This window comes from Terasakiella sediminum (assembly GCF_033100395.1).
Lineage (GTDB): Bacteria > Pseudomonadota > Alphaproteobacteria > Rhodospirillales > Terasakiellaceae > Terasakiella.
In genome coordinates this window covers 211410-231884 of sequence record NZ_JAWLVJ010000001.1, presented here as the reverse complement: position 1 = coordinate 231884, position 20475 = coordinate 211410, and the positions used below count along the sequence as shown (strand labels likewise).

Below are 20475 nucleotides of genomic sequence, written 5' to 3'. Positions count from 1 at the left end.
CCCATGACTGATCGGGCTGCCCGTCTGAAACGCCTTCGCGCGGAAATGAAAACCTTTGAAATGGACGGCTTTATCGTACCGCGTGCTGATGAACATCAGGGCGAATATGTCGCGCCTTGTTCTGAACGTCTGTCCTGGATTTCAGGCTTCACCGGGTCGGCGGGCATGGCGATAGTGCTGCAAGAAAAGGCAGCCGTTTTTGTCGATGGGCGCTATACGTTGCAGATTGAACAGGAAGTAGATAACGACCTGTTTGATTATCGCCATATCTCGGAAAGTCCGGCAACTGATTGGGTGGCCAATTATTTAAAAGAGGGAATGGCCCTTTCTTATGACCCGTGGCTGCACACGGGGGCAGGCCTGCATCGTCTGAAGCTGGCGTGTGAAAAACTGGGCGCGAAATTAAAACCTGCCCCGCATAACTTTATCGACGCCATCTGGGCAGACCGTCCCGAACCACCTTTGGAACCGGTGCGCGTTCATCCTTTGGATTGCAGTGGGCAGGCCCATGGAGAAAAACTGGCAGACATGGGCAAGACCCTGAGCGAAGCCGGGCAGGATGCCATGGTGCTGACCCTGCCGGATTCCATTGCCTGGACGTTTAATATTCGTGGCGGGGATATCCCCTGCACACCCGTGGCCCTGGGATTCGCAATTATCTATGCCGATGCGACGGCTGACCTTTTTATGGATGGGCGTAAAATTTCAGATGAGGTGAAAACTCATCTGGGTGCGGATGTACGTATCCATGAACCGGGTGACATCGGGGCTGTGCTGGACGGATTGGGCGCGGATGAAAAAACCGTTCGGATTGACGGTACATATTCCCCGGAATGGGTGCATTCCCGCCTGAAGGCGGCAGGTGCAAAAGTGGTGATGGGTGATGACCTTAGCCTTTTGCCCAAGGCCTGCAAAAACGATGTGGAAGTTGATGGCATGCGCGAAGCGCACCGCCGTGATGGGGCGGTGATGGTGAAGTTCCTTCATTGGCTATCAAAACAGAAAGCCGGGCCGGACCTGAATGAACTGTCTGTTTCAAACAAGCTGGACAGTATCCGTGCGGAAGATGGTCTGTTTTTTGATTACAGCTTTCCAACCATTTCGGGTGCGGCAGAAAATGGCGCGATTGTTCATTATCGCGTAAGCCCTGAAACATCCATTCCTTTACCGGAAAATGGACTGTATCTGGTTGATAGCGGTGCGCAATATCTGGATGGCACCACGGATATTACCCGGACCGTGGTGCGCGGCACCCCGACAGATGAGATGAAAGATCGCTATACTCGTGTCCTGAAAGGCCATATCGCCATTTCGTCCACCCGTTTTCCAAAAGGGACAACAGGATCACAGCTTGATGTGCTGGCACGTCGTCCGCTTTGGCAGGCCGGGATGGATTATGATCATGGTACGGGTCATGGGGTCGGTAGTTTCCTGAATGTCCATGAAGGCCCGCACCGAATTTCCAAAATGCCGAGCAAGGTCGGGCTGGAAGTTGGTATGGTGGTGTCGAACGAGCCTGGCTATTACAAGACAGGGGAGTACGGCATTCGTCTGGAAAATCTGATTTGCGTGCAGGCTTCAGAAGGGGGGGAGCGTGAAATGCGGATGTTTGAGCCACTGACGCTTTGTCCGTTTGATCGCAAAGGGATTGAGCTTTCCTTACTGAGTAAGGATGAGATTGACTGGATCAATGACTATCACAAAACAGTCCGTGATCAACTGACGCCTTTGTTGGACGGGGATGATCTAACCTGGTTGATTGAGGCGACTGAATCTTTATAAAAACTGCCACCCCGGCACGATGACCGGGATGACAGCTGGGGGGTATTTTTTTCTTACATGTCATTCCCGCGAAAGCGGGAACCCAGCCCTATAGCTCGTTTTCTGGGTCCCCGCTTTCGCGGGGATGACGAATAAATCAGGCAACCATCAACTGCATTTTTTGCAGCATCAGAGCTGATTACTTCGGTCCGTTAAAGATCGTCTCTTCCACTTTCATCGGATGCAGTCCCGGGTCACGCAGGATGATCTGGATTGGCAGTTTACCGTCATAGTTCGGCAGCATCCTGCCTTTGATCAGCACGCGCAGGGTCTTGATCTTGCCGCTTTCAATGCTGAACTGAGAACCCGTATGACCCACAATAGAAAAGTCAGGGAAGTTGGCTGCTTCCACATCCAGAAGATATGTGCGTGTGGTGTCGCTTTTGTTCAGCACGCGCAAGGTATAAGCATTCTGAATTTTCCCGGAACTGAGGGTGACAAAGAAAGGGGCGCGGTCTTTCAGGACATTCAGTTCAGTCAGTTCCCGGTTGCCCAAGGCAAAGCTGGTTACAATCACGGTCGCAAGCAGAATAAACCCATAGATCATCGTGCGCGGACGCAGCAGGTGAGACGGCTTTTCCGGTGTTTTGTTGGCGGCACGTGCGGCGATGTTATGCTGACTGTCATAGGAAATCAGGTTTTTGGGCAGATCAAATTTCGCCATCACATCATTGCAGGCATCGATACAGAGTGCACAGCCGATACATTCCATCTGTTGCCCATCACGGATATCAATGCCAGTGGGGCAGACCTGAACGCACATGGAACAGTCCACACAATGTCCCCGGTCTGAAAAATCCCGGTTCTTGCCCGGCTTACCACGGTCTTCTCCGCGCCAATCTTCATAGGTGACGACCTTGCTGTGCTGGTCAAACATAACCCCTTGGAAACGACCATAGGGGCACATGTAAAAACAGACTTGCTCACGGGCAAATCCAGCCATGACGTAGGTCATTACCAGCAATGTCAGGAAGGTTGCCAGGCTCCAGCCATCAATTTGCCCGGTGAAGAGTTCCTCCGTTACCGAAGCGGCATCCCCGAAATACCACAGAAATGACAAGGCAAAGAAGGTGGAGATGGCAAGCCAGAGTGTATGTTTCACCGTGCGTTTCATGAATTTGGAAAAACTTGGCTTGGCGTGATCAAGGCGGATACGGGCGTTGCGGTCCCCTTCTACCCAGGATTCAACCTTCATGAACAGGTCGGTCCAGACAGTCTGGAAACAGGCAAAACCACACCAGGCCCGTCCGATCATGGCCGCGCTAAAAAACAGGCCGACGGCGGCAAAGATCATGATGCCCGTCAGCATATAGATATCCTGCGGCCAAATCTCCAGATCAAACAGGTAGATACGCTTGCCACCGATATCAAACAAAATCGCTTGATCCGGCTTGTCGCCATCGCGGTCCCATCTGATCCAGGGGCTGAGGTGATAGAAAGCTAAAAGTAGCCACATCAGGGTTGATTTTAAGGAACGATAAAAGCCAGGGATATGCCGGGGGTGAATTTTAATTCGGTCAGCATAAAGCGGTCCCTTTTGATTTTCTGATGATAGTGTGGCGGGATCCGGGGGCAGGGGGCTCATGTGTCAATTCCTTCCTTTATGCCTTGCAATAGGGGGGAGGAAAGACATATGATACATGCAATTTCAATATAAAATTCATACAAAATCACATTGTATGTAAATATTTATACATACAATAAAGTGACTGAATTAAAGAGCTGATAGCCTGTAAGAAAAGCGGAAATGATGAAATTTTTAAAATTGTATGGAATGTATGTGAGGGCAAAAGATCATGACGAAAAATGACCTCCACTGGTTTCCCCATACGCTGGATTCGCAGCAGCCGGTTTATCTCGCTATTGTCGATGCGATTGAACAGGATCTGGCTCGCGCGGTTTTAAAAGCAGGTGATAAACTGCCCCCACAACGCCAGCTTGCTGCCCGCCTTGATATTGATTTCACCACCGTGACCCGTGCCTATGCGGAAGGAAAGAAACGTGGGCTTCTGGTCGCCCGTGTCGGCCAGGGCACCTTTGTGCGCGGGGCGAAAGAAGACCGCTTGCCGGAAAATCAGATCATCGATATGGGCATGAACATCCCGCCTTTGCCTACTGACAAACGCCTGCTGGACCGGATGAAGCGCGATATGGCGCAGGTGGTGATGCGTATGGATGAACAAAACTTGTTTGGCTATCAGGATTTTTTCGGAACATTTGAGGAAAGAGAAACAGCGGCACGCTGGGTAGGAAGGCGCTATGATCCCGCCCATGCGGACAATCTGCTGATCTGTCCGGGGACCCAAGGCACTTTACTTGCCTTGCTGGGTCATCTGGGCGGACGAAACATGTGTGTGGCATCCGAAGAATTCACCTATCCCGGTTTCAAGGCGGTGGTGGAAAAACTGGGAGTGACACATATCGGGCTGGAAATGGATCATGACGGGATCGTGCCCAACGCCTTTGAAGAGGCTTGCCGCAGCCATAATCTGTCCGTCCTTTATTGCACCCCGACGCAGCATAACCCGACGACAACCACCTGGCCCTCACAGCGTCGCCGCGAGATTGCAGAGATTGCGCGGACTTATGATGTGAAGATCATTGAAGATGATGCTTATGGGTTCATTTCCAAACATGCCCCGGCCCCACTTTCCAGCTTTGCCCCGGAACTCAGTTACTATATCGCTGGATTGGCAAAATCGGTGGCCAGTTCCCTGCGGGTCGCCTTTCTGACCTGCCCAGACCAACCACTGCAAAAAGAAGTTTCCCAGGCCCTGCGTGCCACCTCCTTGATGGTATCGCCCATCACCAAAGCCATGGCGATTGATTTGATCACGACGGGGTGTGCGGATTTGCTGGGGGAGGCAATTTCAAAAGCTGCGCGGGATCGTCAGAAAATTGCACGTGAGGTTTTGTCTGATTACACTTTCCGCGCCGACCCCAATGGATTTCATATCTGGTTGTCCCTGCCGCTCAATTGGGATCAGAAAGATTTTGTCAGCCGTATGCGCCGTCAGAATGTGCGACTGGTGGCTGCTGATGATTTTGCTGTTTCAGATCGGTCCGTCACGGGTGTGCGTCTCTGTCTGGGGGCACCTAATTCCATGGAACAGGCCCGTCATGTGCTGGAACTGATTGCAGAATTGCTGAAGAAGGAAGACGATTATTCAAATGCCATCGTCTAAATCTTCGGGGGTTTCAGCTTCAATAATGTCACGTGCGAGATCATAGGAAAATCCGGCACGCGCCATGGCGGCCAGGTCTTTTTCCTTCAAGGCTTCCCGTTTTTCCGGCAAACGCCAGGGGCCAAGCCTGCGCCGACGTGCCAAGGCAATAGCGGCGTCGCGTTCCAAGTCGGGACTTTCTGTTTCTTCGCGCAGGGCATCAAGGGCGTAATTAATGTCGTCTTCTGAAACGCCTTTTTCCACCAGTTTCATGCGGATAACACGCAGCGAAGTGCCTTTGCGATGAAGGGCACTGGCGCGGCCTTCGGCGTAGGTTTTATCATTGATGAAATTGGCTTTTTCCAGCTTATTGAGAATATCTTCAACCCAGTCGATGCCGTCCTGCACAGATGTATCATGGTGATAATGGGATTTATGCACCCGGCGCATCAACACTTGCCGCAAGTTTTCACGCGAAGTGGCGAAGCGATCAATGTACCTTAATGCCGCATTTCTTAGAGATTGTGCGGTGATGGGCCTTGGAATTTTTTGATCTTGTGACATATCTCACTTAACTTCATGCCTTTGTGCTGATAAAAACAATAAACATTTATTTCCTAAAAGAGAATCTCTAATGACTCCCATTGAAGTCAATCCTAATTCTGCCAACTGGCTTGGCCTGTGGACGCTCTATTCCCGTGAAGTTCGCCGGTTTTTAAAAGTTTATACTCAAACGCTGCTGGCCCCGCTGGTGACAACCTTGTTGTTCTTTGCGGTATTTACATTGGCCCTGGGTCGCGCAGTTGAACAGATCGGATCGGTTCCCTTTATGGAATTTTTGGCCCCGGGTCTGGTGATGATGGCGATTACGCAAAATGCGTTTGCCAATACCTCCAGCTCGCTCGTGATTGCGAAAATTCAGGGCAATATCGTTGATACCTTGATGCCGCCTTTGAACGCCCATGAACTGACCTTTGCTTATGCCATGGGTGGCACCACACGCGGGATTGTGATAGGGACCATCATCGTTTGTGTCATGAGCCTGTTTGTCCCCATGGGAATCGATAATTTCGGCCTTGTGCTGTTCCATGGTGTGATGGGGGCGATGATGTTGTCATTGCTCGGCATCATCGGCGGTATCTGGTCGGTGAAATTTGACCATATCGCAGCGGTGACCAACTTTGTGGTCACGCCGCTTTCCTTCCTGTCTGGGACATTCTATTCCATTGAACGTTTGCCGGAAATGGGCAAGTTCCTGGCCTCTATTAACCCGTTTTTCTATATGATTGACGGGTTCCGTTCAGGCTTTATCGGTCAATCTGACAGCACGCCAATGACAGGCATTTTGGTCATGTTGGGCGTGAATAGTTTCCTGTGGTTTGTCAGCTACCGTATGTTCAAGACGGGCTATAAATTGAAAGCCTAAACGCTACCCAGATTTTCCATGACGAGCACGCGTGCCAGACCATTGGGATGGGCGACGTGCTCACATCCTTCTTCCATATGGGCGATCATGCCAGCAGTCAGGGTGACGGATTTATAAGTATCCCCGTTGCGCTGATAACGCATTTCCACTTCGCCATCCAGAACCGCGAAAACTTCCTGCCCATCATTCACATGCCATTTGTAGGGCGTGGACGTGCTGTGGACGCGCACGCTGATGCCGTTCAGGTTTGCGATATAAAGCTTGCCCCATTCTTTATCAGAGACAAAGTTTTTGGTGTCATAGGTGGTCAGGCGGCCTGTTGGTGCAAACTGTCCCAGCACATGGGGATAGTTTTCTGGATTATTGGCAAAATTGTCGCGACACCCGGGGTTGCAGAATCCTATGCGCATGTCCTGATAATCGGCAATGGAGTCCGGCTTGACAGGTTTGCCGGAATTGGGACAGATTGTGTTGATACTGGATTGGGTCATAAATCTTTCCTCTGTTTGAATAGTGAGGAGATTTTACGGATTTTCCCAAATTGATGCGCCCTGCACTATGACCAATCCCCCGTCACAATGAAGGTCTGAACAGAAATGGATGATATCGATAAAAAGCTTTTGGACTTTCTGGAAATCAATGGCCGCGAAACCATCTCCACCCTTGCAGGAAAGGTGGGCCTTTCGCGTACATCGGTGAAGGAACGTATTGATCGTCTGGAACGCGATGGGGAAATTCAGGCCTATACGATTAAACGCAAAACCTCAAGCGCGGGGCCACGCACACGGGCTTACCTGATGATTAAAACCAATGGGGCTTTGTGTCACGAAATTGCGCCCATATTGGAGAAAATGCCCGAGGTGCGTTTCTTTGAATCCATCTCGGGCGATATCGATGCGCTGGTTTGTGTGGAAACCGAAACGCCAGATGAATTGGGGTTATTGCGTGATAAAATTGCAGGCTTTCATCAGGTTACAGATATCCAGACTTTGAGCGTCATGAAAACCCGGATTGACTGGCGATAAGCCACAAAAAAAGCCCCGGCTGAATACTCAAGCGGGGCTTCTTTTTATGAATAAAGCGTCTGGCCTCAGAGGACAGATTCAATCCATTCCTGCAGTTTGTTTTTAGGCAGAGCACCGATTTTAGTCGCTGCAACCTGACCGTCTTTAAACAGCATCAGTGTTGGAATGCCACGCACGCCAAATTTGGAAGGTGTGCCTGGGTTTTCATCAATATTCAGTTTCGCGATGGTCAGTTTGCCATCGAGTTCTTCAGACAGTTCGTCCAAAGCAGGTGCGATTTGTTTACAAGGTCCGCACCATTCTGCCCAAAAATCAACAAGAACAGGTTTATCGGAGTTTACGACATCTGCGTCGAAACTGTCGTCAGTAATCTTTTTGCTCATAATCTTATCCTGAAGGATCAAAAAATAACGTGGCTTGAATTTAGGTGTAACAAAGCAGCACGTCAAGCCAAGGAACGAAAGAAACTGGATTTATAAAGGGGATATGGCGTAAGCTTTCCCAACTAACGTTTTGAAAAGAGATAGGGAATCCTTCCTTGTGAGCAAGCAAAAGCTTGAACAGGCAAAAGCTGCAATTGACCAGAAAGACTACGGGCGCGCGGAATCGATTTATCGCGACCTGTTGATGGAAAATAGCGCGGATGTGGATGCTTTTCTGGGCTGGGCAGAAATGGCGATTGCACTTTCCAACCCGCAGATGGCGCTTGATCTGGCTGATCAATTCCTGTCTTTTAACCCGGATCACGTGGGCGCCTTTATCCTGAAAGGGCGTGTCCTTTTAGAGGCCGGGCAGTTTGAACCTGCGGCCGGCTTCTTCAATCATGTTTTAAAAATCGATCCTGAAAATAAAGACGCGCGCTTGCATTTTGCCCGTCTCTGTGCCCACACCAACAATTGGCAGGCCGCCCTGCAACTGTGCCCCAATGACATTGATCTGTGGTTTGCAAAGGGGCAGTTCCATATCAAACAGGATCAGGTGGTCGCAGCTATTCATGCCTTTAAAGAAGTGATTGCGCGTGCCGATCAACACCAGCTTGCCCATTTTCATTTGGGCCATTGTCTGGGGAAACTGGGTTGGACCCATGAGGCAGTCCATCATCTGGAAATATCCAGGTCCTTAAATGAAGACCATGAACAGACCCTCATTGATCTTATCAATGCCTATGAAAAATTGGACTATTATGAGAAAGCGTTGGACCTGATTGGAAACGACGATGATCGCTTTATTGATCATCGAATCCGTTTGTTAAACTGGCTTAATCGGTCTGATGACATGACAGCTGCATTGGATCACCTGGCAGCACGCGATCCGATCCGTGCGCTGAATCTTGAAAAACTGGACCCCAAACGTCGTCATTCCGATGAGACACTGGCAAACTATACGCAAGCGATTCTGCAGGATCAGGAAGGTGATAAACGGTTAAAGAGTTTTGCCCTGAACGCCATTGCCCAGTTCTATCATCGTAATAAAAACTATGAACAGGCGATGACTTGTTATCATGCAACCCACGCCATGGTGCGCCCCGACGAAACAATACGTCTGTCGGGTCATATCCAGAATTATAAGGAGTGTCAGGTCGATGGGTCAGATAGCGACTGTCCCATCTTCATCATCGGCATGCCCCGTTCGGGCACCTCGTTACTGGAAGCCATGCTGGCGCGCCATAACGATGTGGCGGCGGCGGGTGAGCTGATATTTATGATGCATGCCGACAAATTCATTGAAGACGAACTCAGCCCTGATCTTTCAAGCTTCCTTTCAGAAGGGTATCTCGCCCGGCTGGAACCGCATCGTTTGGGCAAAAAGCATGTAATCGACAAAATGCCGCTGAACTTCCAGCAGGTCGGACTGATTGCCACCTTGTTCCCGAAAGCGCGTTTTCTCTACACATTGCGCGATCCCATCGCCACCTGCTTTTCAATCTATCAACAGATATTCACTGGCCACCATCCTTATTCCCATGACCTAAAAAACATCGCGGATTATTATAAGGACCATCTGGAACTGATGGATTTCTGGAAAGGCTTGTTTGACGATCGTATCTTTGAGGTTTCATACGAAAAACTGGTCAGTCACCCTGAAGAACATGCTCGCGAGATTCTGGGTTTCCTAGATCTGGACTGGCAGGACGCGGTTTTGCAGCAAAGTGACAAAACGGTTGTGCGCACGGCCAGTTCGTGGCAAGTCCAGCAGGAGATTTACACCAGTGCCATTGCAGGCTGGAAAAACTATGAACCCTGGCTGCAGGACCTTATTGATGCCTTTCAGGATCAGGACAGTTAACACATGAGTCTTCCTTCCTTTGGACCCAACGCGCACCTGACCATTGGTCTTTTGGGTGGCTCGTTTAATCCCGCCCATGAAGGCCATGTTTATATTTCTGAACGGGCCTTGAAAGATATGGGGCTGGACGGGGTGTGGTGGCTGGTGTCCCCGCAAAACCCACTGAAACCGAGAAAAGGCATGGCGCCTTTGGCAAAACGGGTGGAAAGTGCCAAAAAAGTGGTGAAAAACCCGAAAATCAAGATAACAACACTTGAAACCCGCCTTGGGACCCGTTATACCGCCGACACGCTGAAAGCATTACATATGCGCTATCCCAATATCCGGTTTGTCTGGATCATGGGGGCGGATAATCTGGCGACATTTCATCGTTGGAAAGACTGGCAGGTCATTTTCAACATGTGCAGGATTGCCATTTACCATCGTCCAACTTATGCTTTCAAGGCGTTGTCGTCGAAAACGGCCAAACGGTTTGGAAAGGCACGATTGCCTGCCTCCCAATCGCATGTCCTGAAACGAAAGACTGCCCCGGCCTGGATTTTTATGCCCATCCGCGGGAACAGCATATCGGCAACCGAGATTAGAAACAGACTTGAACATAAGGAATGAGACCATCGTACGTTCGAAAAAAAGCCAACTAAGCGCCAAAGAAATTTTGGAACTGGCTGTGACCTCTCTGGATGATGACAAAGGTAAAGACATTGTCACCATCGATTTGGCAGGAAAATCAAGTCTGGCAGACCATCTGGTGATCGTATCCGGTACATCCCAGCGTCAGGTTGTGGCGATGGCCGATCACCTGATGGAAAAACTGAAAGCTGCGGGCCTGAAAGGCCTGATGGCAGAAGGCAAGGATCAGGGGGACTGGGTTGTTGTAGATGCCTTTGATGTGATCATCCACCTGTTCCGCCCGGAAGTACGCGAATTCTACAATCTGGAAAAGATGTGGGATGGCCCGGCTTCAGCATCTGCGGATTCTGAACATATCAGCTGATGAAAAGTCACATTCTTGCAATCGGTAAATGGAAGAAGGGGCCTGAGAAGGCCCTTTTTGATACCTATTGCGATCGGATGCGCCCGGCCCCGATTCTTAAAGAACTGGATATCCGCAAAAAGTTAAGTGGGCTGGAATTAAAACAGGCAGAGGCTGAACTTCTACTGGATGCTGTGCCCAAGGGGGCGATTATCGTAGCCATGGATGAACGCGGCAAGACCATGGGCAGCCGGGATTTTGCCAGAAAAATCCAAAATTGGATGGACCAGGGCCGCAGTGATATTGCCTTTATTATTGGCGGCGCAGATGGTCTGGACGAAAGTGTGCGCGCCCGTGCTGATATGCTGTTAAGCTTTGGTGCTATGACCTGGCCCCATATGCTGGTGCGCCCTATGCTGGCTGAACAACTGTTCCGGGCCCAAGCGATTCTGTCCGGTCATCCCTATCATCGGGACTAGTATTCTTGCTAACGCATACGCTTAATTGAAGATTTTCTGTAAAATCTGGGTTATTTCACAAGAAAGACATTTGCGGTTTTGACGAAACAGGTCATAATCCCATATAACAAATGAGAAACAGATTTCACCAGCAAGGGGCGAAGCGATAAAAATGCAAGACTCAGTAAGCTCATATGCGCTAGACGCATCCCATTCACAGGTCGGTCAGTTCCAACACGAATTGTTTGACCAATGCCGCAATACATTCGAAGCTTTTCAGGGACTTGGCGATGTTGCCGAAGATATGCGTATCCTGTCACTGAATGCAGAATTGGCAGCCGGTCGTGCCGGCACTTACGGTGTTTCCATCCGGGCGCTGACACAATATACCCGTGAACTGGTAAACCGCCTGGAACAGATCAATCTGGAAATGCGTAAAGTTGAAGCTTTTCAGGAGCCTGAAGTGGAAGAAGGCGCTGAAGCTGTCGAAGCGGTTGAATATGAAGAAGCCCCGGCTGAAGAATACGCAGAAGCAGAATATGCTGAGGGCGAATATACTGAAGCAGATTACGCAGACTATCCAGCCGAAGGTGAAGGTGAATATGCCGAAGGCGAATATGCTGAAGAATATTACGAAGAAGCAGCGGATGATGGCATCGCTGCAGCACTGGCACAGTTTGACCAGGACAATGGCGGCGTTAAATATCTGAACGAACAGGCAAAACGCATTGCCGAGGTTGTATCCCAGTCCAACTCCATCGCGACAAACATGGCGATTGAGGCAGCGACAGCGGGTCAGTATGAAGATACATTCACCAACGTGGCAAATGACATGCGTGGTTTCGTGGACACTTTGAAGAACATGGTGACACGGGCGCAGGATTCCATCGAAAAAGCTTTCCGCGCTGAAAAAAGTTTAAAAGAGATTGATGCGGCTGCCCGTCAGTAAGCTTCAACCTCAATATTAGAATACCTTGTGGGTCGTCTCTGTTTAAAAGCCAGTGTCTTGGTTTTTTAGGTGGAACGACCCACATATATGTAAGGCTCTCGATAAAAAAACTCCCCCCATCTACTTTTGAAGATTGACCATGACACAAACACTTTCCATTCGCCCCACAGTCCTATGTATTCTGGATGGCTGGGGACAACGCCTTGAAGAAACAGACAATGCCATTGCATTGGCGAACACCCCGACATGGGATCGCCTTTCCAAAGACTGCCCGACAACGCAGCTGGATGCATCCGCTGAACAGGTTGGTCTGCCTGCTGGTCAAATGGGCAATTCTGAAGTTGGTCATATGAACCTGGGGGCAGGTCGTGTGGTGATGCAGAACCTGCCACGTATCGACAAGGCGGTTGCGGAAAACACATTGGGTGATACCCAAGCCATGAAAGACCTGATCGCAGGTCTAAAGGACACAGGCGGGGCCTGTCACATGATGGGGCTGCTTTCCCCCGGTGGTGTGCATTCCTCCCAAGACCATATGGTTGCACTTGCAAAAACCATTGATGCCGCAGGCATTGCCGTTCATATCCATGCCTTCCTGGATGGCCGTGATACGCCACCCAGCAGTGCCAAAGGATTTATGGAACGCTTTGAAGCCGATGTTGCCGATTGCGCAAACGTCAAAGTCTCCACCGTATCGGGACGTTTTTATGCGATGGACCGGGATGAACGCTGGGACCGTGTGGGCAAAGCCTATGACGTTCTGACTGCTGGTGTTGGTGAAGTCGCAGATACAGCCATTGATGCGATTTCCCAATCTTACGCCAAAGAGGAAACTGACGAATTCGTCCTGCCAACAGCTGTTGCGGGTTATGACGGGATGAAAGACGGCGATGCGGTTTTGATGGCGAACTTCCGTGCGGACCGTGCGCGTGAAATTCTGGCAGCGCTTTGTGATCCGGCGTTTGACGGGTTTGATCGTTCCAAGATCGTTAAATTCTCCTGCCAGACAGGTATGGTGGAATATTCCAGCCATCACAATACTTTCATGACTGCCCTGTTTCCGGCTGAAAAACTGCAAAATATTTTGGGTCAGGTGGTGTCTGATGCGGGTCTGAAACAGCTGCGTATCGCCGAAACGGAAAAATACGCCCATGTGACGTTTTTCCTGAACGGTGGCGAAGAACAGGTCTTCCCCGGTGAAGATCGCATTTTGGTCCCGTCGCCCAAAGTTGCGACCTATGATCTGCAGCCGGAAATGTCAGCGCCTGAGCTGACCGACAAATTGGTCGAAGCGATCGAAGGCGACAGCTATGATTTGATCGTCGTGAACTACGCCAATGGCGATATGGTTGGTCACACAGGTATGCTGGATGCGGCGATCAAGGCAGCTGAAACCGTTGATCATTGCCTGGCACGTCTGGAAAAAGCCATCACGGCATCTGGCGGCACCATGTTTGTGACAGCGGATCATGGCAATGCAGAACAGATGACCGATGCCAAATCCGGTCAGCCACATACGGCGCACACCTTGAACCCGGTTCCGGTCATTCTGATCAATGCACCTGAAGGCGTGAGCCAACTGGACAGCGGATCTTTGGCCGATGTGGCCCCGACCCTGTTGCAACTGATGGGGCTGGATCAACCGGAAGATATGACCGGACAATCGCTCATTAAAGATGCGGGGCTACGTGCGGCACAATAAATCCAGATGGTTGCTTTCCGCCTTGATGGTGCCCCTGTTTTTCGGGGCACCTGAGGCTGCCTTGGGGGCAACCAAACAGGATGAATTGAAAGAACTGCAACGCGACATTCAGGATCAGAAAAAAAGAAGTTCTGAACTTGAAAATAAATCCAAAGTCCTGCAGGACGAAGCCCGCGCCTTGCGTGCTGAATTGATTGCCCTGTCGCAATCGGTGCAACAACGCGAAGCTAACGTCACCCACCTGGAAATTGCTATTCGTGATCTTGCGATTGAAGAAAAGCAGGCCCGTCTGGAGCTTGAAAAACGCTATGCGCTGTCCATCGATACCCTGATGGCGCTGCAACGCCTCGCCCTTAATCCACCCGAAGCCCTGATTGCATCGCCGCAAGATCCCGGTGATATGGTCAGAAGCGCGATTTTACTGCGTTCCATCGTACCGCAAATTCAGGAAGATGCCACTGTCTTGCGAAAAGAGGTGGAAGCCTACGCCAAAAAGCGCACTTTGTTGGAAAATCAAAAGAAAAGTCTGAGCCGGGCCAATATCAATCTAGATGATGAACGCCGCCGTCTGAACGTGCTGATCAAAGAGAAAAAAGCCTTGAGTGCGCGCTATGTCAAAGACAGCAAGGCCGCACAAAAACGAGTGGCTGCGCTCAGTAAAAAAGCGAAATCCCTGAAAGGGCTGCTGAACCAGCTGGAACGTGATCGCAAAGCCCAGGCGAAAAAGAAAAAGGCCCAACCACGTATTAAAGCCACACCTGAAAGCAAACCGCAAACGGCCCGGGAAACTGAAGAGGCCGAGATCGTTCTGGGCAAACCGCCAAGGGGAAAACCTATTGCAAAAGCAAAGGGTAAACTGTCTCGTCCGGCCACAGGGCGGGTGGTGATGAAGTTTGGCGCGCGGGAAAAACTGGGTGGAAAACACAAAGGTATCAGCATCAAAACGCGAAAAGGGGCACAGATTGTTGCCACTTATGATGGACAAATTGCCTTTGCGGGGCCATTTCGTGGGTATAAACAACTCTTAATCATTGATCATGGCGACGGATATCATACACTGCTGACAGGGATGGAACATATTGATGTGTCTGTTGGACAATGGCTTTTAAGTGGCGAGCCTGTCGGAGTTATGTCGTCAAACGGATCAAGTAATGCTAATCTCTATTTCGAGCTGCGCAAAAACGGCGCACCAATCAATCCGTTGCCTTGGATGAGGCGACAAAACGCAAAGGCGCGAGGATGACCATTCGATTTTCTAAAGTGATCGCTTTTCTGGCTGCATTTCTGCTGGTTGCTCCGGCATTGGCACAAGATGCAGATAAACCAAAAGAAGACCCGGCAAAGACGTATCAGCTTCTTAATCTGTTCAGCGAAGTTTTTGAAAAAGTTCGCAGTGACTATGTGGAAGAAAAAACTGATCAGGAAATTATCGAAGCGGCCATCCAGGGTATGCTTAGCTCCCTTGATCCGCATTCAAGCTTTCTAAACGCTGATCACTTCAAGGACATGCAGGTTCAGACCAAAGGTCAGTTTGGCGGTCTGGGTATTCAGGTTTCGATGGATCCATCCGGTTATATCAAAGTCATTTCTCCTATTGATGACACACCTGCCTTTAAAGGCGGTGTAGAGGCAGGAGATATCATTACCCATCTGGACGGTGAATCTGTATCCGGTCTGACACTGAATCAGGCCGTTGATAAAATGCGCGGGCCCGTGGGCGCTGACATCACCATGACCCTTCGTCGTAATGGGGAAAAGCCATTTGATGTGACCCTGACGCGTGCCGTCATCAAGGTGCCATCTGTGCGTAACCGAATGGAAGGTGATATCGGCTACATCCGCATCACCAGCTTTACTGAACAAACAGAAAGTGGCCTGAAACGCGCTGTTGAGAAATTCAACAAAGAAAAAGGCGACCGTTTGAAAGGGATCGTGCTTGATCTGCGGAATAACCCGGGCGGTTTGCTGGATCAGGCGATTTCAGTTTCGGATGCATTCTTAAGCCGTGGAGAAATTGTTTCTACCCGGTCGCGCCGGGCAGAAGACATTCAGCGTTTCAATGCGCGTCCGGGTGATATTGCGGATGGTTTGCCGATTGTTGTGCTGATCAATGGCGGGTCAGCCTCTGCTTCTGAAATTGTCGCAGGTGCCTTGCAGGATCATGCCCGTGCCTTGATTTTGGGGACACAGTCTTTCGGTAAAGGTTCCGTTCAAACCATTATGCCATTGGGTGTCAATGGGGCGATGCGTCTGACCACTGCGCGTTATTACACGCCATCTGGTCGTTCTATTCAGGCGCTCGGCATTGAACCTGACATCAAGGTTGAAGTCGCCAAAATCGAAAAGCTTGGCACAGGTCTTGGCAGCCGCGAAGCTGACCTGCGTGGATCGTTGAAAAACACGGACGAAAACGCAGAGGAACGTCAGAAAAAAGTCGATGAAGAACGCAATGGTGATGATAAAGAAAAAGAGGTTCAGGACTATCAGCTCAGCCGTGCGCTTGACCTGATTGAAGGGATCTCGCTTTATTCTGAAATGCCACGCAATACAGAAGAGTAATCGAAGGTAAGTGACCATGGCCGACGACGATGATGATTTCGATCTCGATTTCGATGACGACGACGAAGTAAGCGGTGAAAGTGGCGTACCTGCGCCCACTGATTATGACGACGACGATGATGATTTCGATTTTGACGATTTCGACGATGACTTCGATGGTGAAGGCAAAGGTTCGAAACTGAAAGAAATGCTGGCTGGCAAAGGCAAGCTGATCGGGATCATTGTCGGGGCTGTGGTTGGTCTGGGCGCTATTGGCGGTGGCGCTTACTGGTATTTCATGGGCGATGATGGCTCAGCAGAAATGGCTGAAGGCAGCAAAGGCAAACCCATTGGCGGCGTTGGTGGCGCGGTTGGGATGGCTTTGCAACAACAGGCCACATCCGGTCTTACGCCCCAAACAGGTAAACTGACCCAAGGCGGTAAATTGATGCAGGGCGGGGCAACAGGTGGTGGTAAATTAACCGCTGCGGGTTCTGCGCCTGCCAAGTTAACAGCGGGTGGCAGTAAATTGACAGCTGCTTCTGCGGCGACTGTGGCTGCGACCACAAGCGGTGGTATGGGCGGATACAACCCGGATAATCCGGCAAATCCGCTTTCTACGGCTGCTGTGGCGGAAGTTGGGGTCAATATCCCGGCGGTTCTGCCGCGTGCTTTTAATGGTCTGGGCCAGCCCAAGGCCCCCCAACCATTGGCAACGCCAGATGATAAAAGCCTGTTTGAAGTGACCGACGTGGGCCTGTTGCCCATGGTGTCCCAGGATGGACGCGAACCCTGGAAAACCTATGCCCGACCTTTTGCAGGTGATCCATCGACCCCTGTTGTTGGGTTGGTGGTGACAGGCCTTGGCCAAAGTGCCACCTTGACCGAAGCTGCGATCAATTATCTGCCACCGGATGTGACTTTATCTTTCAGCGCTTATGGGCGCGGTGTTAAAGACTGGGTTTTGAAAGCGCGCGCCATGGGTCATGAAGTTCTGCTGGAACTGCCGATGGAAACCGATAGCTTCCCGGTGGATGATCCCGGCCCCATGGCGATGATGACATCCAAAAGCCCAACGGAAAATCTGAAGCTTTTGAACCTGTTGATGATGCAGGCCCAGGGCTATGTCGGGTTTGTCGGACAGCATGGGTCGCGCTTTACCAAAAACAAGAAAGCCATGGCCCCTGTGTTGGGGGAAATTAAAACCCGTGGACTGTTCTTTATGGACCCGCGCACCGCAGAAGGCAGCCTGACTTTGGAAATGGCGGACCAGATGCAGTTGGCGCGTGCCATTGCCGATACCACCATCAGCCCCAATGTCAGCGGTCAACGCCTGCGCGCCCAGCTTGACACAATCGCGACCATTGCCGGTAATCAGGGGGCGACAACGGCCCTTGTTACTGCGACACCGAACAGCATTCGTGTGATCAAGGAATGGACTGAAAAGCTGCAGAACGTGAAGATCGCCCCGATCACCAGCCTCGCCGGAAGACAGAGATCGTAAATGGCAAAGAATAAGAAAGACCTGCCGTACCGCCCCTGTGTCGGGATTTGCGTACTGAATAAAGATGGTCAGGTTTTTGTGGCCGAACGTCTGGACACCCCCGGTGCCTGGCAGATGCCGCAAGGGGGGATCGACAAAGGCGAAGACCCACAGGATGCAGCATTACGTGAGTTAGAGGAAGAAATCGGGACGAATAAAGGATCGATTTTGGCACGCACCGAAGACTGGCTCTATTACGACCTGCCGGATGATCTGATCGGCAAGGTCTGGAAAGGCAAATACCGCGGCCAGAAACAAATCTGGTTTGCCCTTCGTTTTGAAGGCGAAGATAAAGACATCGACATCAATACCAAACACCCAGAATTTTCCCGCTGGAAATGGGTGGATTTAGCTGAAACGGTGGAGCTGATCGTCCCGTTTAAGCGCGAGCTATATCAGGAAATTGTGAACCAGTTTAAAGGCTTGGTGTGACGTTAACGCGATCCACACCCTCCCCAGCTGTCATCCCGCACCCTCCAGCGTCATCCCGGATTCATTCCGGGATAATGGGTGGAAGGAACGCAAGATACATTCGGACCTGCCACAACGCCTTATCCCGGAATAAATCCGGGATGACGTAAGAAAGAGCAAAGGAGGAGGGCAAGAGCACACATCCTTCAAGCCCCCTTTTATTCCCCCAACCCAAACCGCATATAAATGTCCCGCGCCTCTTCTTTGCGATCACGTTCAAAAAGAAAAAGGGCAAAATTCCTTGCAACGCCTTTTGTGTTGGGATGCTCTTTCCCTAAAGAAGCTTCAAACACCGTCACCGCTTTGCGATATAAAGGTTCCGCCTCTTCATATCGGCCCAAGGTTTTATATAGTGCCGCGAGATTGTTTGACCTGATCGCTATTTTTGGATGATCCGTCCCCAATGCCTTTTTATCAATCTCTAAGGCGCGCAGAATTAAGGGTTCTGCCTCTTCATATCGACCCTTGGCTCTATATAGTTCTGCGAGATTGTTTGAACCGGTTGCTACGTTCGGATGATCCATCCCTACTGTTTTCTCATCAATCTCTATGGCACGCAGAATTAAGGGTTCTGCCTCTTCATATCGGCCCAAGGTCTGATAAAGTCCCGCGAGGTTGTTTGACCTGATCGCTATATTTGGATGATCCATCCCGAGTGCTTTTTCATCAATCTTCAAGGCGCGCAGATATAAGGGTTCCGCCTCTTCATATCGGCCCAAGGTCTGATATAATCCCGCGAGATTATTGTAATCAATTGCTATGTTGGGATGATCCATCCCAAATGCTTTTTCGTCAATTTCCAAAGCACGCAGAATTAAAGGTTCCATTTCTTCATATTGGCCTATAGCTCTATAGCTCTCAGCGAGGTTATTTAAAGCGATCGCAAGATTTTTATCATTTTCAGGTAAATGAGTTTCCCATAGTTGAACAACTTTTTTTTCAATATCCAAAGCATCTTGGTATTTGCCAGCCCTGTCCAAATTCATTGCTTGATCAAGACGATACTCCCCATAAGCTTCATGGTCATCTCGTGGCGTGGTTTGCGCGGCTTTTCCGCAGTAATCAGCAGCACCGAGGTAATCATATTCAAGGGCTTTAAGTTCTGCCATTTCGCTATAGGTTTCCGCAGCGGAAGCCGCATGTTGGTCTCTGTCATTTATGTCAGCAAGGGCGGCGAGGTTGAGGAGGTGTTCGGCCTTTTGCATCTCGCCCTCTTCAAGGGCTTGACGGGCCTGATCTTTTAAATCGCGCGCTTCATCTGAACTTTTTTCGTTCTGTTCAATTTGATCCAGCAGGGCTTTATATTTCTCTGCCAGTTCATCCAGGGCACTGGCCGGGTCATCAATTTTATCGGCATTATCCTGCACCAGCTGCCATAAGCGATCTACCGCCGCTTTGGTCAGGGTGTATTTATCACGCAATGCATCGTAGCGATCAGGATCAATCCCGTTATAATTATTCTGGGTATTGCCACTGCCAGCTTGTTGGTTGATACCGTCTTTTTGTTCGATTTTTTCTTTATCCAACATGGGACTAGTCCTTATCTCTTGGCATCGTCATGTTGAAATTATTTTGAGTGTTATTTTCCCCCGCTTGCTGATTTGTCCCTTTGGTCTGTTTGATCTTGATGGATTTTTCTTTCGCTTTCCATCCTGTGATAAAACCAGCCGTTAAGCTGATCAGAAAACCGATGACAATTTCAGTAAGTTCCATAATAGAGACCCTTCACACCCAGTAGTTGGATAAAGGATACAGGTCTGGGCCGTCAGTACAAGGGGAAAACTAAATCACTTTCCCGCCGCCAAACATGGCAAGCGCTTCGTCGAGCGTGCCGCGCCATTCCTGACGTCGGGCCAGTTTTTCCTGGGCGGCTGGGGGCAACTCGTCAAAGCTGATGGTGCCTTTCATGATCAGAATTTCGATCAGATCTTCCACCACGCGGGCCATAGCCATGTCGCTTTCTGCCAGATCAAGCAGGGTTGCGGCCGCGCCGTCCTGGGTGCTTAAGAACGCCATAATATCCGGGTGGTTCATGGGCAGTTCTTCGTCTACACCTTCGTGCGGGTTTTGGTAGATGGCGATGATTTGTCCCGAAGGTTCGCGCAAGACAAAGGGCATT

Annotated in this window: 21 protein-coding genes; 14 read left to right on the top strand and 7 right to left on the bottom strand. The window is 50.3% G+C overall.

Annotated features, from left to right (window positions below; genetic code table 11):
• Positions 1 to 3 precede the first annotated feature (3 nt).
• Entirely contained in the window at positions 4 to 1782 is a 1779-nt protein-coding gene (locus RYZ26_RS01125; RefSeq protein WP_317681275.1) for an aminopeptidase P family protein, read from the top strand.
• 178 nt (positions 1783 to 1960) lie between these two features.
• On the opposite strand, the gene ccoG is transcribed toward RYZ26_RS01125, so the two are convergent.
• Positions 1961 to 3406, bottom strand: coding sequence for a cytochrome c oxidase accessory protein CcoG (gene ccoG / locus RYZ26_RS01120; protein WP_317681274.1), 1446 nt, complete (start codon positions 3404 to 3406; stop codon positions 1961 to 1963).
• A 211-nt stretch (positions 3407 to 3617) separates the two neighbouring features.
• On the opposite strand from ccoG, the gene RYZ26_RS01115 reads away from it, so the two are divergent.
• Positions 3618 to 5006, top strand: a complete 1389-nt coding sequence (locus RYZ26_RS01115) for an aminotransferase-like domain-containing protein (protein ID WP_317681273.1) — start codon at positions 3618 to 3620, stop codon at positions 5004 to 5006.
• Here the strand turns inward: RYZ26_RS01115 and RYZ26_RS01110 are convergent.
• Positions 4989 to 5549: a regulatory protein RecX gene (locus tag RYZ26_RS01110; protein WP_317681271.1), complete on the bottom strand. Its 561-nt coding sequence runs from the start codon at positions 5547 to 5549 to the stop codon at positions 4989 to 4991. The genes RYZ26_RS01115 and RYZ26_RS01110 overlap by 18 nt on opposite strands.
• A gap of 70 nt (positions 5550 to 5619) precedes the next feature.
• On the opposite strand from RYZ26_RS01110, the gene RYZ26_RS01105 reads away from it, so the two are divergent.
• Complete coding sequence (locus RYZ26_RS01105) at positions 5620 to 6411, top strand: ABC transporter permease (protein WP_317681269.1); 792 nt, start codon at positions 5620 to 5622, stop codon at positions 6409 to 6411.
• Here RYZ26_RS01105 and RYZ26_RS01100 read toward each other — a convergent pair.
• On the bottom strand, positions 6408 to 6902 hold the full coding sequence (locus RYZ26_RS01100) for a hypothetical protein (protein WP_317681268.1): 495 nt from the start codon (positions 6900 to 6902) through the stop codon (positions 6408 to 6410). The two genes, RYZ26_RS01105 and RYZ26_RS01100, sit on opposite strands and share 4 nt — an antisense overlap.
• 105 nt (positions 6903 to 7007) lie before the next feature.
• Between RYZ26_RS01100 and RYZ26_RS01095 the strand changes: the two genes are divergently transcribed.
• The gene (locus RYZ26_RS01095; protein ID WP_317681267.1) at positions 7008 to 7436 is read left to right on the top strand and encodes an Lrp/AsnC family transcriptional regulator; all 429 of its coding nucleotides are present in this window, start codon (positions 7008 to 7010) and stop codon (positions 7434 to 7436) included.
• 65 nt (positions 7437 to 7501) lie between these two features.
• Here RYZ26_RS01095 and trxA read toward each other — a convergent pair whose 3' ends face one another.
• Positions 7502 to 7819 carry a thioredoxin TrxA gene (trxA, locus tag RYZ26_RS01090; RefSeq protein WP_317681265.1) on the bottom strand — a complete coding sequence of 106 codons (318 nt, stop codon included), beginning with the start codon at positions 7817 to 7819 and terminating at the stop codon, positions 7502 to 7504.
• A gap of 157 nt (positions 7820 to 7976) precedes the next feature.
• Between trxA and RYZ26_RS01085 the strand changes: the two genes are divergently transcribed.
• The 10 genes from RYZ26_RS01085 (at position 7977) to RYZ26_RS01040 (ending at position 18317) form a co-directional block, all read left to right on the top strand.
• The gene (locus RYZ26_RS01085; RefSeq protein WP_317681263.1) at positions 7977 to 9722 is read left to right on the top strand and encodes a tetratricopeptide repeat-containing sulfotransferase family protein; all 1746 of its coding nucleotides are present in this window, start codon (positions 7977 to 7979) and stop codon (positions 9720 to 9722) included.
• Between the two features lie 3 nt (positions 9723 to 9725).
• Positions 9726 to 10331, top strand: a complete 606-nt coding sequence (locus tag RYZ26_RS01080; protein WP_317681262.1) for a nicotinate-nucleotide adenylyltransferase — start codon at positions 9726 to 9728, stop codon at positions 10329 to 10331.
• Complete coding sequence (rsfS, locus tag RYZ26_RS01075; protein ID WP_317681261.1) at positions 10315 to 10716, top strand: ribosome silencing factor; 402 nt, start codon at positions 10315 to 10317, stop codon at positions 10714 to 10716. The genes RYZ26_RS01080 and rsfS overlap by 17 nt, the downstream gene beginning before the upstream one ends.
• Positions 10716 to 11174 carry a 23S rRNA (pseudouridine(1915)-N(3))-methyltransferase RlmH gene (gene rlmH / locus RYZ26_RS01070; RefSeq protein ID WP_317681260.1) on the top strand — a complete coding sequence of 153 codons (459 nt, stop codon included), beginning with the start codon at positions 10716 to 10718 and terminating at the stop codon, positions 11172 to 11174. Before rsfS ends, rlmH begins: the two co-directional genes overlap by 1 nt.
• 151 nt (positions 11175 to 11325) lie before the next feature.
• Complete coding sequence (locus RYZ26_RS01065; protein WP_317681259.1) at positions 11326 to 12102, top strand: hypothetical protein; 777 nt, start codon at positions 11326 to 11328, stop codon at positions 12100 to 12102.
• Between the two features lie 139 nt (positions 12103 to 12241).
• Positions 12242 to 13804: a 2,3-bisphosphoglycerate-independent phosphoglycerate mutase gene (gene gpmI / locus RYZ26_RS01060; protein ID WP_317681258.1), complete on the top strand. Its 1563-nt coding sequence runs from the start codon at positions 12242 to 12244 to the stop codon at positions 13802 to 13804.
• Positions 13791 to 15047: a murein hydrolase activator EnvC family protein gene (locus RYZ26_RS01055; RefSeq protein WP_317681256.1), complete on the top strand. Its 1257-nt coding sequence runs from the start codon at positions 13791 to 13793 to the stop codon at positions 15045 to 15047. The genes gpmI and RYZ26_RS01055 overlap by 14 nt, the downstream gene beginning before the upstream one ends.
• Positions 15044 to 16363 (top strand): S41 family peptidase, encoded by a 1320-nt coding sequence (locus RYZ26_RS01050; protein WP_317681255.1) that lies wholly within the window; start codon positions 15044 to 15046, stop codon positions 16361 to 16363. Before RYZ26_RS01055 ends, RYZ26_RS01050 begins: the two co-directional genes overlap by 4 nt.
• A gap of 16 nt (positions 16364 to 16379) precedes the next feature.
• A complete protein-coding gene (locus RYZ26_RS01045; RefSeq protein WP_317681254.1) occupies positions 16380 to 17846 on the top strand; it encodes a divergent polysaccharide deacetylase family protein in 1467 nt (488 codons plus the stop codon).
• Positions 17847 to 18317, top strand: a complete 471-nt coding sequence (locus tag RYZ26_RS01040) for an RNA pyrophosphohydrolase (protein ID WP_317681253.1) — start codon at positions 17847 to 17849, stop codon at positions 18315 to 18317.
• A 197-nt stretch (positions 18318 to 18514) separates the two neighbouring features.
• On the opposite strand, the gene RYZ26_RS01035 is transcribed toward RYZ26_RS01040, so the two are convergent.
• The 3 genes from RYZ26_RS01035 to RYZ26_RS01025 all read right to left on the bottom strand — a co-directional run bounded on the left by RYZ26_RS01035 (position 18515) and on the right by RYZ26_RS01025 (position 20474).
• A complete protein-coding gene (locus RYZ26_RS01035) occupies positions 18515 to 19885 on the bottom strand; it encodes a tetratricopeptide repeat protein (protein WP_317681252.1) in 1371 nt (456 codons plus the stop codon).
• Positions 19886 to 19889: 4 nt separating this feature from the next.
• Positions 19890 to 20069 carry a hypothetical protein gene (locus RYZ26_RS01030; RefSeq protein WP_317681251.1) on the bottom strand — a complete coding sequence of 60 codons (180 nt, stop codon included), beginning with the start codon at positions 20067 to 20069 and terminating at the stop codon, positions 19890 to 19892.
• A gap of 69 nt (positions 20070 to 20138) precedes the next feature.
• A complete protein-coding gene (locus tag RYZ26_RS01025; protein WP_317681249.1) occupies positions 20139 to 20474 on the bottom strand; it encodes a hypothetical protein in 336 nt (111 codons plus the stop codon).
• Position 20475 lies beyond the last annotated feature (1 nt).

Excerpts from the sequence above, each read along its gene's own strand:
- RYZ26_RS01125 (WP_317681275.1), top strand. The coding sequence starts at position 4 with ATGACTGATCGGGCTGCCCGTCTGAAACGCCTTCGCGCGGAAATGAAA.
- ccoG (WP_317681274.1), bottom strand. The coding sequence starts at position 3,406 with ATGAGCCCCCTGCCCCCGGATCCCGCCACACTATCATCAGAAAATCAA.
- RYZ26_RS01115 (WP_317681273.1), top strand. The coding sequence starts at position 3,618 with ATGACGAAAAATGACCTCCACTGGTTTCCCCATACGCTGGATTCGCAG.
- RYZ26_RS01110 (WP_317681271.1), bottom strand. The coding sequence starts at position 5,549 with ATGTCACAAGATCAAAAAATTCCAAGGCCCATCACCGCACAATCTCTA.
- RYZ26_RS01105 (WP_317681269.1), top strand. The coding sequence starts at position 5,620 with ATGACTCCCATTGAAGTCAATCCTAATTCTGCCAACTGGCTTGGCCTG.
- RYZ26_RS01100 (WP_317681268.1), bottom strand. The coding sequence starts at position 6,902 with ATGACCCAATCCAGTATCAACACAATCTGTCCCAATTCCGGCAAACCT.
- RYZ26_RS01095 (WP_317681267.1), top strand. The coding sequence starts at position 7,008 with ATGGATGATATCGATAAAAAGCTTTTGGACTTTCTGGAAATCAATGGC.
- trxA (WP_317681265.1), bottom strand. The coding sequence starts at position 7,819 with ATGAGCAAAAAGATTACTGACGACAGTTTCGACGCAGATGTCGTAAAC.
- RYZ26_RS01080 (WP_317681262.1), top strand. The coding sequence starts at position 9,726 with ATGAGTCTTCCTTCCTTTGGACCCAACGCGCACCTGACCATTGGTCTT.
- rlmH (WP_317681260.1), top strand. The coding sequence starts at position 10,716 with ATGAAAAGTCACATTCTTGCAATCGGTAAATGGAAGAAGGGGCCTGAG.
- RYZ26_RS01065 (WP_317681259.1), top strand. The coding sequence starts at position 11,326 with ATGCAAGACTCAGTAAGCTCATATGCGCTAGACGCATCCCATTCACAG.
- gpmI (WP_317681258.1), top strand. The coding sequence starts at position 12,242 with ATGACACAAACACTTTCCATTCGCCCCACAGTCCTATGTATTCTGGAT.
- RYZ26_RS01050 (WP_317681255.1), top strand. The coding sequence starts at position 15,044 with ATGACCATTCGATTTTCTAAAGTGATCGCTTTTCTGGCTGCATTTCTG.
- RYZ26_RS01045 (WP_317681254.1), top strand. The coding sequence starts at position 16,380 with ATGGCCGACGACGATGATGATTTCGATCTCGATTTCGATGACGACGAC.
- RYZ26_RS01040 (WP_317681253.1), top strand. The coding sequence starts at position 17,847 with ATGGCAAAGAATAAGAAAGACCTGCCGTACCGCCCCTGTGTCGGGATT.
- RYZ26_RS01035 (WP_317681252.1), bottom strand. The coding sequence starts at position 19,885 with ATGTTGGATAAAGAAAAAATCGAACAAAAAGACGGTATCAACCAACAA.
- RYZ26_RS01030 (WP_317681251.1), bottom strand. The coding sequence starts at position 20,069 with ATGGAACTTACTGAAATTGTCATCGGTTTTCTGATCAGCTTAACGGCT.
- RYZ26_RS01025 (WP_317681249.1), bottom strand. The coding sequence starts at position 20,474 with ATGCCCTTTGTCTTGCGCGAACCTTCGGGACAAATCATCGCCATCTAC.